The following is an 11,725-nucleotide window of genomic DNA, read 5'->3' as shown; positions in this document are numbered from 1 at the left end:
CCCAACCCTACCGAGGATCACCGCGGTGGCCGCCCGGGGCGCTCCGCTCCGCTCAGCCATGGGGCTTCGCTACGCGCCCCGGGCTCTGTCCCTCCTACACCACCACCAGGGACGCGACCGCTGGACGTGACCGCACCCGGCTCACCGGTGCTGTCCGAAGCCGGCTGCGCGGGAACGTTGCCGCGCGACCGCCGCAACGGCGAGGTGCTGCTCAGCATAGCGGAGATGTCGGCGCGCTAGAGCGGATCGTTCCCGGCCGTTCACGCCTGGGAGCGAGACTCTGCGCGACGAACAAAGACCCGCAGCGGGTTGGCGTCCGGTCCTGAACGCAATTCGCTGTGGAGCCAAACCTGGGCGCACCTTCCGGCTGAGGAGGCCGTATCAAGCCGATACGATGACCATCTGCGGAGTGCGGCCGGATATGCATTGTGACGCGTGCCTGGTGGCCGATCCATGATGAGGCGGCGGCGAACAGGCTGTCTGATGCGGTGCACCCAGACGGCATGTGCGTGGCTATCCTGCTCTCTGCATGCTTTGGCCAACTGGGATCGTCGTCACCGTAGACGGTAACGGCCAGAGCCATCGATGCGCCGGGAAGAACCTTGCGCCTAGGTCGGTTGCCGGACGTTGCCGCTGCGGGCCCATATACCCTTCTGCGCAACCGTCGCCCGCAGCGCCTGCACGCGTTGCGGTTGCTGCGCGACGTTGCGCACCGACCAAAAGACCGGTTGTGAAGCGACGCCGCGTATCATGCAGCCCGGTGACGTTACGGGCGTCGCATGCGGGCCGGTTCGTTTCGCATCATGCCGCGTTCCAGATGACGTCGCGCATCGCCTGGAGGGATCGCGCTTCCGCGTGCTCACCGGGTTGGCGGATCACATCCAGTGCAGCATTTCGCGCATGCATGTAGTTACCTTCAGGCGCCTCCCCGCGCCGCTGCATGCGGTCATGGAACGGTGCTGAAGATCGTCCAGGTGGCACGAAGTCAAGCTACAGCAGCAAACATGGCGTGGATGCTGCCTGCGCTGTGTCGCTCGGCACCGTAATGGCCGTCCATTCCTTTCCGCTGCGCAGTAGCATCGTGCGATCTGGCTCGCGTCTTTGGCGCATGCGGCGGGTCTTGGTCACGCGCTCGTCACAGGATGGGCTGGCAACGCCGCCTGGGATTTGCACTTGCGTATGGCAAGGCAGGGAAACCCAGTGAATGCAGGCCGATCCACCCGTACTGCTTGTCGTAGAGGATGACTTCCTCGTACGCCTCACCCTGGTTGATGCGCTGAGCGATGGCGGCTTCGAGGTTCTGGAAGCGGCCGATGCGAGGGAAGCGCTGACGTTGGTCTGTGACCGTGATGACATTGCTGCGATGCTGACCGATATCAACCTTCCGGGCGGTTCGGACGGTTTCGCTCTCGCGCGTGCGGCAAGGGTCATCCGGCCGGCCTTGCCCGTCGTCTACGCCTCGGGTCGCTATGGCGGGGCCGAGGAAGGTCAGGCCGTGGATGGCTCGCGCTTTCTTGCCAAGCCCTTCACTCCCTCGCTGGCGGCGGCGGTGCTGCATGACATGATCGGCGCCGGCGAGAGGCATGCACTGCCATCGGCGCCCGAGGAAGAGGATGCCGAGCGGCGAGTCTAGCGGCCGCCCGACATGTTCCTTCAGTTGAGCGTGCGATCGACCGACCGGCCAAGCCGCTCGGCCGGGCCGCGCGGCGGATCGACCGCATCACGCACATTCTGGCCAGCACGGTCGAGGCTACGCCCGGCGCGCTCCCCAGGACCTTCCTGCTGGCAGGCAGCCAGGCCGAACAGCAGGAGCGCCGGAAGCAGCAGGCGGAATGTCGCGCGCATCATCATCTCCGTTACATTGCGGTCGCGCCTGAGCGCATGAGCGGCCCGGCGGTTCATGGCGCACTGCATCACGAGCGCTTCGTCACGCGGGATCCGGTGCCGGCCCGCGTACCGTCATGTCAGCCGGCAGCAGCGGAACCGGCTCCGGCCGGCCGCTTTCCGCCGCGCGCATGATCGCTTCCATGATGACCTGATCCCGAAGGCCTTCCTCGCCTGGCGTATGCGGCCGGCGCTTCTCGCGTATGCAACGCGCCATATGGTCGAGTTCGAGTGCGAACTGGTTGCGCGGGTGTATCTGCGGCTGCCGCTGAAGGCCGTGTTCGCCATCCCGATAAAAAAGATGCAGACGCTGGCCGCGATAGGCGAAGGCATCTTCCAGGAACAGGCTGCCGCGCTCGCCCGTCAGCCGCAGCGACTTCTCCTGATAGGCGCCGTAACTCGACTGCGCCTGCGCCAGCAGGCCTGAGGGGAAGCGGAGGGTGAAGGACATGCTTTCCTCCACCTCGCGGAACCGTTCGTCGCCCGGCGGGCTGTAGGCCTGCGCCACGACCTCGAGAGGCTCCTCCCTGCTGAGGTAGCGAGCCGCGTTCAGGCAGTAGATGCCGATATCCGGCAGCGCCCCGCCACCGGCGAGACGCCGGCTGTAGCGCCACTGCGGTCCCGGGCCGCTCGATTGCAGGTTGGCCGCCTGCAGAAAGCGCAGCCTGCCGACGGCGTCGGACTGTGCCGCCTGGATGGCGGCGCGGTTCACCTGCTCATACTGGCAGCGATAGGCGACCATCAGCCGCACATTGGAGCGGGCGCAGGCGGCAATCATCGCCGCACAATCCTCGCTGCTGGTCGCCATCGGCTTCTCGGTCAGCACATGCTTGCCAATGGCTGCCGCGCGTTCGGTGAACTCGCGATGCATGGCATTAGGCAGCGCGATGTAGACGGCTTGCACCGCGGGGTCCTCACGCAACCGCTCGAACTGCTCGTAGCCATGCACGGAGTCCGGCCGGAGGCCGTATTGCCGCGCGGTCAGCCGCGCCTTCTCCGGCGAGCCGCTCACGAGGGCTGCGGGCCGCGCCAACCGGCACTGTGCGAAGGCCGGCAGGATCTGCTCCAGGCTGATGCGGCCGAGTCCGATGATGGCGAAGCCGACGCGCTCCTCGGGCGGCAGCGGTGCTGGCGGCGGCTCGCCTGGCGGGTCAGCCTCGCCGCGCCATGGCGGGAAGGCCGCCCGGCCATCCTGCACGCCACCCACATCGATGGGAGAGGGCGGCGGATAGCCCGGCACGCCGGCCGCGCCCACTGTCAGCCCGGCTGCAGCGATGCCACCCGTGCGCATGATGCCGCGCCGTGTCATGCTCTCGTCCATCGCATCGTCCTGCAGACGGAAGCGCCAACGCAGATCAGGCAGAGAAGTTGAGCCTGGCCGTGGCGAGACTGTCGCTTGCGGCGCGGTGCCGGTTGCGCTCCCATCCGGGCGAGCGCGCCCGGCCACGGAAATCCGGGCGCGCAGCCAAGCCCGACAGGCCATGCTGCCGCGAGCCCAGGCGCAGGACGATCCAGCAGAGACACGGGGAACAGGATGCTGAAATTCTACTACAATACCGCGCCGAACCCGATGAAGGTGGCGCTCTTCCTGGAAGAGAGCGGCCTGCCCTATGAACCGGTACCGGTGGACACCCGCAAGGGTCAGCAGTTCACGCCGGCATACATGGCGATCAACCCGAACGCCAAGGCGCCTTCCATTGTCGATGAGGGCAAACCGGTTTTCGACAGCAACGCGATCCTGCTCTACCTGGCGGAGAAGACCGGCAAATTCCTCCCCGATCCGGAGTTCGCCGGAGAGACGCTCTCCTGGCTGATGTTCATTGCCACCGGCATCGGTCCCTATTCCGGCCAGGCGGTGCATTTCCGGCACCACGCGCCGGAGCGGATCGACTACGCCATCAAGCGCTACGATTTCGAGGCGAAGCGCCATTGGAGCATCCTGAACGACCGCCTGGAGGGGCGCGACTGGATCGTCGGCGACAGCTACTCGATCGTCGACATGGCGGCCTGGGGCTGGGAACGCGCCGCCGCCTTCGTGCTGGGGGAGGAAGCCTGGGACGCACTGCCGAATGTGAAGCGCCATTTCGAGGCCATCAGCGCGCGGCCGGCGGCGCAACGCGCGAACACGCTCAAGGACCGGCACGCCTTCAAGACCGAGATGGATGAGGAGGCGCGGAGGTTCATGTTCAGGCATAACGCTTCCTGACATCCGGAGGGGGCGCTGCCCCCTCCGGAGCACCCATGCCAGGGGTCAGACGACCTCTGGGCCCGGCCTCATTTGGCCCAAGCAAATCACCATGGAGGACGCTTTGTTCAGGCTTGATGGAAAGGTCGCGCTCGTCACGGGCGCAGGGTCCGTGGGACCTGGCTGGGGCAACGGCAAGGCAACGGCCGTGCTGCTGGCGCGCGCCGGGGCGCAGGTCTTCGGCGTCGATATTAACGAGGCCGCTGCGGCCGAGACGCGCGACCTCATCGCGGGCGAGGGCGGCACCGCGGTTGCGCATCACTGCGACATGCTGGCGGCAGAGCAGGTAGAGGCCGCGATTGCCGCCTGCCTCTCCCGTTTCGGGCGCATCGACATCCTGGTGAACAATGTCGGCGGATCGCATCCTGGCGGACCGGTGGACATGCCGGAGGAGGTCTGGGACCACCAGATCGACTTCAACCTGAAGACCGCCTTCCTCGGCTGCAAATACGTCCTCCCGCATATGGAGGCGCAGGGCAGCGGCGCGGTGGTGAACATCTCCTCCGTCGCGGGGCTGCGCATGGGCACGGGGCGTGTGCACAGCGCCTATTCCGCCAGCAAGGCGGGCATCATCGCCTTCTCGAAATCCGTGGCGCTCGGCTATGCAAAGAAGGGCATCCGCTGCAACACCGTCGTGCCCGGGCTGATGCACACGCCACTGGTCGAGCACCGCCTGGTGCGCCAGCTCGGCGCCAATGATGCCGAGGCGCTGATCGCCAAGCGTCATGCCAGCGTGCCCGTGGGCCATATGGGCAGCGGCTGGGACATCGCCCACGCCGTGCTCTTCCTGGCAAGCGACGAGGCCAAATACATCACCGCGACCGAGATCGTGGTGGATGGCGGCTTCACCGCGGCGGGGCCGGTCTGATGCGGCGCCGGTCACTGCTGGCGGCGCCGGCCCTGCTGCTCGCGCCTGCGGCACTGGCGCAATCCTTCCCGGACCGCCCGGTCAGCATCATCGTCGCCTCCCCGGCCGGGGGCGGCACGGATTTCTCCGCGCGGCTGATCGCGGAGCCGCTGTCCCAGCGCCTCGGCGTGCCCGTGGTCGTCGAGAACCGCCCGGGCGGCAATGGCCTGATCGGATTGCTGGCGACGGCGCGCGCCCGGCCGGACGGGCACACGCTGACGGTCGGCTATTCCGGCACCATGACCGGCCGGCCGGCCGTGGAGGGCACCGCCGATCTCGATCCGCAGAAGGATTTCGTGCCCATCGCCCAACTGACCGACACGCCGCAGGTGATGATGGTGCACCCGTCCATCCCGGCGCGGACGCTGCAGGAATTCGTGGCCTATGCGAAGCAGCGGCCGGGACAGATCGCCTATGCCTCGGCCGGCAACGGATCGCTGCACCATCTGGGGACGGAACTGCTGAAACGGCGCACCGGCATCGACCTGCTGCACGTGCCCTATCGCGGCACGGGCGAGACGATCAGCGATCTGCTGGCGGGCCGCGTGCAGTTCTACATGAACAGCCCGCCACCGGTGATCGGCTTCCTCCGTGAGGGCAAGTTGCGCGCCATTGCCACCACCGGCCAGCAGCGCCATCCAGCCCTGCCGGATGTTCCGAGCCTGCCGGAATCCGGCCTAGCCGATTTCCCGGTGGATGTCTGGTACGCGCTCTATGCCCCCGCAAGGACACCGCAGGCGGTGCAGGAGCGGCTGGCGCGCGAGGTGCGGGCAGTGCTGGCGGAACCCGCCGTTCAGTCCCGCGCCGCCGAGGCCGGCACCTTCGTCCGCCACGCCGATGCGGCCGCGGTCTCGGCGCGCCTGGGGCGGGAGACCGCGGCCTGGATCGAGGTGGTGAAGGCCGTCGGCATCAAGCCAGACTGAGCCCTCCTGTCTCAGCGCGCCGGCGTAGGGCCTTCGCCGGCGCGCGATGCCTGCGGCTTGCCGCTGCCGGGCTCCGCCATCTTCCGGTGCTGCTCGGCAAGCAAGCCGGCTGGCGTGACGGAGGCGATCGCGGTCTGCAGCTTGTTGTGCCAGCCCGTCACCACATCGCCGTCGCCGCGCATCATCGCCTTGAAGCCGGTCTCCGCCACCATGGCGGGGTCGTCCTTCTTCGAGGTGCCCACCTTGGTGTCGAGCATGTCGGCGCGTTCGAAGAACTCCGTTTCGGTCGCGCCCGGCATCAGGCAGGTCACCGTGATCCCCTGGTCCTTCACCTCGTGCCGCAAGGCGAAAGAGAAGCTGTCAAGGAAAGCCTTGGTAGCGTTGTAGACGGCCTGGTAGGTCCCCGGCAGGAAGCCGGCGATCGAGCCGGTGATGAGGATGCGGCCCTCGCCACGGGTCCGCATCTCCCGCCCGATCTTCTGGATCAGGTAGAGCGTGCCGGTGATGTTGGTGTCGACCACATGGCGGATCTCCCTGAACTCCTGGTCCAGGAAGCCCTTGCCCAGGCCGCGGCCGGCATTGGCCAGCAGCGCCGTCACCGGCCTGCCCGCGAGCGCGGCATGCAGCCGGTCCACCCCCTCGATGCTGGCAAGATCGGCCTGCACTGCCTCCACCGCGGCACCGAGGCCACGAATCTCGGTGGCGGCTGCTTCGATCTCCGGCTCGTCGGCGGCGATGACCAGGTCGAAGCCGTTGCGGGCGCAGCATTTCGCAAGTTCACGGCCGATGCCGGTCGAGGCACCGGTGACGACAGCAAGCGGCCTGGCCTGTTCGGATGCCATAAGGGGCTCCCCTGGAGTTCTGCGCCCCAACACCCGCCCGACACGGCCGTTCCCGCAGAAAAAACCCACCGGACAATGTCCGGTGGGCCAGTTAGGGAGGGGGAACGGGAAGAAGGGCGAACCGGGAAGCCCGCCCAGGCGCATTCCTAGACCAGTCGCTCCCGTGGCACTGTGCCGTGGCACACAGGCCGCGACTGCGTGGCTCCACCCGATCCTGCAGTGACCGCACCGCCAAGGGCCTTGTATCTCTCCATGGCCGGTCAGCGGTGGGTCAGCAGTGGACGGGAGGCTGCATTGTCCTCGGATGACCGAGCCCGCTTCCGCGCTCAGAACACCGTGCCGTCGCTGACCACGCGCAGCGGCGGGCCGCCATCGGCGCGGCGCTCGCGCGCCAGGCGTCGGCCAGCCCACCATGTGCCGCCTTCCAGCACGCGGGCCAGCGGGAATGCCTCGGCCGCCAGCCCCAGCCGTGCCCGGACCATGGGTGCGATCGCATCCAGCAGGGCGACCGTCAGCGCCCGCCACTCGACGATCAGGATGTCACCCGGCGCGTGCTCGGCCGCGAAGACCCCCGGATCACGCGGCCGGATCACGCCCATATCGAGGAAAAGGCCGCCATTGCGGTATTCGGGCAGCCCGGTCAGGGCATCGATCCCCGTCACGCGGAGGCCGGCCTCCTCCAGCGGCTCGATCAGCGAATAGGCGAGCCATTGCGAGAGCTTGTGGAAGGGGATCAGCCCGGTGGTCGCGTCGGCCCGGCGAATACCGGGATGGCTCCAGCAATCGCCCAGATTGACGCCCTCCAGCACCTCCCGTCCCGGCCAGATCGGGCCGAGATGGCGCAGCAGGGTAATCAGCACGACGCGGGCGGGCAGGGTGCCGCCCGCCGCCTGGGCCGCCAGGATATCGAAGAGGCTGCCGGGGCGGTCCAGGCCGGTGGCCGCGAGCGTCCGGCCCAGGCGGCGCAGCAGGGCGGCGCGGCCTTCCAGCCCGACCAGCGGATTGTCGGCGCCGGCCTGGAACCCCCGTGCGACCTCCTCGACGGTCATCTCTGCCAGGCGTGGAGCATCGGCGCGCGGCGTCCTGCCATCCCTGGCGAAGCCGCCGGCGGCGAACATCGCCAGGCTGGCGATGGCCAGGCCTTCCGATTTCGAGAAATCCTGGCCGCTGCCCGCCTCCCGGTAGCGCCAGCCCATGCCTGCGCCGGCATCGAGCAGGACGGAAAGGACGGCCAGGTCGAAGGCCACGCGCGCCCGTTCCGCCGCATCTGCCGGCAGCGTGGCACGCAGCACCGCCCAACGGTCCCGGCCGCCGACGGCGAAATGCCGCCAGCGCGCATGGAAGGGCACCCGCAGGTCCGGGTAGTTCGTCCGCACCACCGCCGCCACCAGATCGGCGGTTGCCGCCATGGCATCCGGCCGAACCTCCCATGCCTGCAGCCGGTCATCGAGTCCAAGGCGGTGGAGCTCCTGCGAGCGCTCACGCACCGCTTCCGGCGTCAGCAGTGCCGAGGCGAGCGAGTCTTCAGGACGCGTCACATCTCACCCAGGGCGCGGCCAACCGTACGCTTGAGGTCCTCCTCGCTCGGCACATCCGGTGCGTAGTAGCCGGCGGCTTTCTTCGCTTCGATCTCCACCGAAGCATCGGGCGGGATGCGGTCGGGTGGGATGGGCACGCGCTCGCCGATCTCGATGCCCTGTTCCACCATGGCGTCGTGCTTCATGTTGGACATGGAGACGAGGCGATGGATCTTCGTCACGCCCAGCCAGTGCAGCACATCCGGCATGAGCTGCTGGAAGCGCGCATCCTGCACGCCGGCGACGCATTCCGTCCGCTCGAAATAGGTGGCGGCCTGGTCGCCGCCCTCCTGCCGCTTGCGGGCGTTGTAGACGAGGAATTTGGTTACCTCACCCAGCGCACGGCCTTCCTTGCGGTTGTAGACGACCAGGCCGACGCCGCCCTCCTGCGCCGTGCGGATGCATTCCTCGATGCCGTGGATCAGGTAGGGCCGGCAGGTGCAGATGTCGGAACCGAAGACGTCCGAGCCATTGCACTCGTCGTGCACCCGACAGGTCAGCGGCACGCGGCGATCGGCCAGCGCCGCCGGGTCGCCGAAGATATAGACGCTGATACCCCCGATCGGCGGCAGGAAGACCGAGAGGTCGGGGCGCGTCACCAGCTCGGGGTACATCCCGCCGGTCTGCTCGAAGAGCGTGCGGCGCAGCGCGTGCTCCGTCACGCCGAAGCGCTCTGCGATGCCGGGCAGCGACCAGACAGGATCGACCGCCGCCTTGGTGACGGAGATGTCGCCGCCCTTGTGCAGCACCCGGCCATCCGTCCTGAGCTCGCCGCGGTCAAGCAAGGCATTCAGCTCGGCCATGTTCAGCCTCGCCCGGGTGATGGCGATGCTCGGGCGGATATCGATGCCCTCGCCGATTGCCTCCGCGAAGACCTCGCCAACCACATGGCCCCAGGGGTCCAGCGAGACGATCTTCCCCGGCTCCGTCCACTGCGGATACGGGCCGATCGCCGTGACGGGGTGGGTATTGGCCAGATCGGGCCGCTGCAGCGGGGAGAGGGTGCCGGAGGAGACCGCCAGCGCCCGGTAGAGCGAATAGGACCCGCCATGGGCACCGATGACATTGCGGTCCTGCGGCCGGGTGACGGAGCCGATCACGGGGCCGCGCGCCATCGGGGTGGCGGCGCCCCAGTTGATCTGCCAACGATGGGCCTGGGGCTCCGGATGCGAGGTCAGGCGGATATGGCGAGGCTGGTTGATGCTCATGCGCGTCCGACTGGGTTCAGGACAGCAATGTCGCGCCGGTGCTGCGGCGCGGCAAGGGGATGCGCTGCTATGTGTTCGCCTCCAGCAAACGGCGCAGCCGGTCGAAGCGCGGGTCCGGATCGCCCCCGAAGCGGAAGGTCCCACTGGCGCGCAGCACCGGCCCGCCATCCGCCGTCACCAGGCATTGTCCGAAGAGCGTACTCCGCGTGACCGTCAGCACCTCTGGCCGTGCCCCCACCCAGGTGCCGAGGGCGGCGGGCGCCAGGAAATCCGTGGTGAGCGAGACTGTCACCAGGAAGCGGCTGAGCCGGGCGACATGGTTGCAGCCGCCGGCCAGGGCGATATCGGCAAAGCCCGCCAGCATGCCGCCATGACACTGGCCGGCCGGGTTGCAGTGCCGCGCCTCGACGCGGAAGCCAATGGCAAGACCCTCGCCTTCCGGCTTCGCCCAGAAGGGGCCGATCAGGCTGTTGTAGATGCCGGGATCGTGTCCCGGCATCTGCACGAAGCCCGCAGGAATGTCCGGCATCAGCAGCCGAGCTGGTGGGCGAGGTCCTGGAAGTCCTTTGCGACCGCGTCCCAGGCCTCGCTTGGCGCCAGGTCGGTGGACTGGTCCGGCCCGTGCTCGGTCGGGCGATGCACGAAGGCGGTCGCCAGACCGCAGGCGCGCGCCGCCTTCAGGTCGCCGTTATGCGCCGCCACCAGGCATAGCTCGGCCGGGCGGATGCCGAGGATCTCGGCGGTGCGCAGATAGGCTTCCGGCTGCGGCTTGTAGGCCTGCGCCACCTCGGCGCCGAGGATGGCGTCCCAGGGCAGCCCGGCGCGCTTGGCCATGTTGGTCAGGAGCGCGACATTGCCATTGGAAAGCGGCGCGAGGGTGAATTTCCGCCGCAGCCGGGTCAGCCCCGCGACCGCCTCCGGCCAGGGATCTAGCCGGTGCCAGGCACGGTTCAGATCCTCCAGCACGGCCTCGCCCAGCGTGGCGGGGTCGATGCCATGGTCCTGCAACACGCCGTCGAGATTCTCCCGGTGCAGCACGTCCAGCCGGGTGAAGGGCCGCCGGCCGCTGCGGCATTCCTCCATGGCGGGCTGGTAGCGCTTGCGCCAGGCATCGGCGAAGGCGCGCGGATCGATATCCCGCCGGCCGAGCCGCGCCAGCACCGGCGCGGCGTCCCGGGCGATGCCCTCCCGCCAGTCCACCACTGTGCCGAAGACGTCGAAGACCAGCGCCTTCACGCTCTCGAAGCGGGTCACTGGTTGCCCTCCACCTTGTCCCCTCGGGCCCAGCGGCTCTCGAACTCCCAGACTTCGGGGAAGCCCATCAGATCGGTCATGCGCCTGAAACCGTAGCTCTCACCGATGGCGGTGCTGTCGCCAGTCGCCTTCAGATGCGCATAGGCCTTCTCGAGCGCCGCGGCGGCGGCGAGGAAGCCGATCGCCGGATAGATCGCGATGGCGTAGCCGATCTCCTGCAGGCGCTTCGCCGGCAGGATCGGCGTGCGGCCGCCCTCGACCATGTTCGCCAGCAGCGGCTTGCGGATGGCCTGGCCGATCGCCTGCATCTCCGCCTCGCTCTCCGGGCTCTCGATGAAGATGATGTCGGCGCCGGCCTCCTCGAACATCCGCCCCCGCCGGATCGCCTCATCGAGGCCGAGCGTGGTGCGCGCATCGGTGCGGGCGACGATGAGGAAATTCGGGTCCTTCCGCGCCTCGGCGGCGACGCGGATCTTGAGCGCCATCTCCTCGGCCGGGATGACGCGGCGGCCGGGCGTATGGCCGCATTTCTTCGGCATCTCCTGGTCCTCGAGCTGGATGCCGGAGACGCCCGCGGCCTCGTAGCCCACCACCGTGTGGCGGACATTGAGCAACCCGCCATAGCCGGTATCGGCATCCGCGATCACCGGGGTGCGGCAGCCGCGCGCCATGGTGCCGACGCGGCCGACCATATCAGAATACGTCGCGATGCCGGCATCGGCGACGCCGAGATGCGAGGCAACGGTGCCGAAGCCCGTCACATACAGGCAATCGAAGCCCATCCCGTCCGCCACCTTGGCGGAGATCATGTCGAAGATGCCGGGGGCGACGATGAAGCGGCGCTCGGCGAAGGCGGCCTTCAGGCGCGGATCGGCCATGGTATTG

Annotated in this window: 12 protein-coding genes; 4 read left to right on the top strand and 8 right to left on the bottom strand. The window is 68.4% G+C overall.

The annotated features are described in order from the left end of the window. The first annotated feature begins 1,204 nt into the window (after window positions 1–1,204). Window positions 1,205–1,633 (top strand): response regulator, encoded by a 429-nt coding sequence (locus LHA35_RS05340; RefSeq protein WP_226605479.1) that lies wholly within the window; start codon window positions 1,205–1,207, stop codon window positions 1,631–1,633. 20 nt (window positions 1,634–1,653) lie between these two features. On the opposite strand, the gene LHA35_RS05335 is transcribed toward LHA35_RS05340, so the two are convergent. Both LHA35_RS05335 and LHA35_RS05330 read right to left on the bottom strand, forming a co-directional pair. Beyond that, window positions 1,654–1,902 (bottom strand): hypothetical protein, encoded by a 249-nt coding sequence (locus LHA35_RS05335; RefSeq protein WP_226605477.1) that lies wholly within the window; start codon window positions 1,900–1,902, stop codon window positions 1,654–1,656. A 25-nt stretch (window positions 1,903–1,927) separates the two neighbouring features. Continuing rightward, window positions 1,928–3,205 (bottom strand): Gfo/Idh/MocA family protein, encoded by a 1,278-nt coding sequence (locus LHA35_RS05330; RefSeq protein WP_226605475.1) that lies wholly within the window; start codon window positions 3,203–3,205, stop codon window positions 1,928–1,930. A gap of 213 nt (window positions 3,206–3,418) precedes the next feature. On the opposite strand from LHA35_RS05330, the gene LHA35_RS05325 reads away from it, so the two are divergent. The 3 genes from LHA35_RS05325 (at window position 3,419) to LHA35_RS05315 (ending at window position 5,959) form a co-directional block, all read left to right on the top strand. Further along, a complete protein-coding gene (locus LHA35_RS05325; RefSeq protein WP_226605474.1) occupies window positions 3,419–4,090 on the top strand; it encodes a glutathione S-transferase family protein in 672 nt (223 codons plus the stop codon). Window positions 4,091–4,181: 91 nt separating this feature from the next. After that, complete coding sequence (locus tag LHA35_RS05320; RefSeq protein ID WP_226605471.1) at window positions 4,182–4,997, top strand: SDR family NAD(P)-dependent oxidoreductase; 816 nt, start codon at window positions 4,182–4,184, stop codon at window positions 4,995–4,997. Then, window positions 4,997–5,959 (top strand): Bug family tripartite tricarboxylate transporter substrate binding protein, encoded by a 963-nt coding sequence (locus LHA35_RS05315; RefSeq protein ID WP_226605469.1) that lies wholly within the window; start codon window positions 4,997–4,999, stop codon window positions 5,957–5,959. The genes LHA35_RS05320 and LHA35_RS05315 overlap by 1 nt, the downstream gene beginning before the upstream one ends. A gap of 11 nt (window positions 5,960–5,970) precedes the next feature. Here the strand turns inward: LHA35_RS05315 and LHA35_RS05310 are convergent, their stop codons facing one another. From LHA35_RS05310 to LHA35_RS05285, 6 genes are all read right to left on the bottom strand, one after another. Then, complete coding sequence (locus LHA35_RS05310) at window positions 5,971–6,801, bottom strand: SDR family NAD(P)-dependent oxidoreductase (protein ID WP_226605466.1); 831 nt, start codon at window positions 6,799–6,801, stop codon at window positions 5,971–5,973. 326 nt (window positions 6,802–7,127) lie between these two features. Continuing rightward, complete coding sequence (locus LHA35_RS05305) at window positions 7,128–8,339, bottom strand: URC4/urg3 family protein (protein ID WP_226605463.1); 1,212 nt, start codon at window positions 8,337–8,339, stop codon at window positions 7,128–7,130. Continuing rightward, window positions 8,336–9,586, bottom strand: a complete 1,251-nt coding sequence (locus tag LHA35_RS05300) for a GTP cyclohydrolase II (RefSeq protein ID WP_226605460.1) — start codon at window positions 9,584–9,586, stop codon at window positions 8,336–8,338. The genes LHA35_RS05305 and LHA35_RS05300 overlap by 4 nt, the downstream gene beginning before the upstream one ends. 67 nt (window positions 9,587–9,653) lie before the next feature. Further along, entirely contained in the window at window positions 9,654–10,115 is a 462-nt protein-coding gene (locus LHA35_RS05295) for a PaaI family thioesterase (RefSeq protein WP_226605458.1), read from the bottom strand. Further along, a complete protein-coding gene (locus tag LHA35_RS05290; RefSeq protein ID WP_226605455.1) occupies window positions 10,115–10,840 on the bottom strand; it encodes a haloacid dehalogenase type II in 726 nt (241 codons plus the stop codon). The genes LHA35_RS05295 and LHA35_RS05290 overlap by 1 nt, the downstream gene beginning before the upstream one ends. Further along, complete coding sequence (locus LHA35_RS05285) at window positions 10,837–11,718, bottom strand: isocitrate lyase/PEP mutase family protein (RefSeq protein ID WP_226605451.1); 882 nt, start codon at window positions 11,716–11,718, stop codon at window positions 10,837–10,839. The genes LHA35_RS05290 and LHA35_RS05285 overlap by 4 nt, the downstream gene beginning before the upstream one ends. Window positions 11,719–11,725 lie beyond the last annotated feature (7 nt).

The sequence above is a fragment of the Roseicella aerolata genome (genome assembly GCF_020523605.1).
Lineage (GTDB): Bacteria > Pseudomonadota > Alphaproteobacteria > Acetobacterales > Acetobacteraceae > Paracraurococcus > Paracraurococcus aerolatus.
This window is presented reverse-complemented; position numbering and strand designations above follow the sequence as displayed.

Excerpts from the sequence above, each read along its gene's own strand:
- LHA35_RS05340 (WP_226605479.1), top strand. The coding sequence starts at position 1,205 with ATGCAGGCCGATCCACCCGTACTGCTTGTCGTAGAGGATGACTTCCTC.
- LHA35_RS05335 (WP_226605477.1), bottom strand. The coding sequence starts at position 1,902 with ATGAACCGCCGGGCCGCTCATGCGCTCAGGCGCGACCGCAATGTAACG.
- LHA35_RS05330 (WP_226605475.1), bottom strand. The coding sequence starts at position 3,205 with ATGGACGAGAGCATGACACGGCGCGGCATCATGCGCACGGGTGGCATC.
- LHA35_RS05325 (WP_226605474.1), top strand. The coding sequence starts at position 3,419 with ATGCTGAAATTCTACTACAATACCGCGCCGAACCCGATGAAGGTGGCG.
- LHA35_RS05320 (WP_226605471.1), top strand. The coding sequence starts at position 4,182 with ATGGAGGACGCTTTGTTCAGGCTTGATGGAAAGGTCGCGCTCGTCACG.
- LHA35_RS05315 (WP_226605469.1), top strand. The coding sequence starts at position 4,997 with ATGCGGCGCCGGTCACTGCTGGCGGCGCCGGCCCTGCTGCTCGCGCCT.
- LHA35_RS05310 (WP_226605466.1), bottom strand. The coding sequence starts at position 6,801 with ATGGCATCCGAACAGGCCAGGCCGCTTGCTGTCGTCACCGGTGCCTCG.
- LHA35_RS05300 (WP_226605460.1), bottom strand. The coding sequence starts at position 9,586 with ATGAGCATCAACCAGCCTCGCCATATCCGCCTGACCTCGCATCCGGAG.
- LHA35_RS05295 (WP_226605458.1), bottom strand. The coding sequence starts at position 10,115 with ATGCCGGACATTCCTGCGGGCTTCGTGCAGATGCCGGGACACGATCCC.
- LHA35_RS05285 (WP_226605451.1), bottom strand. The coding sequence starts at position 11,718 with ATGGCCGATCCGCGCCTGAAGGCCGCCTTCGCCGAGCGCCGCTTCATC.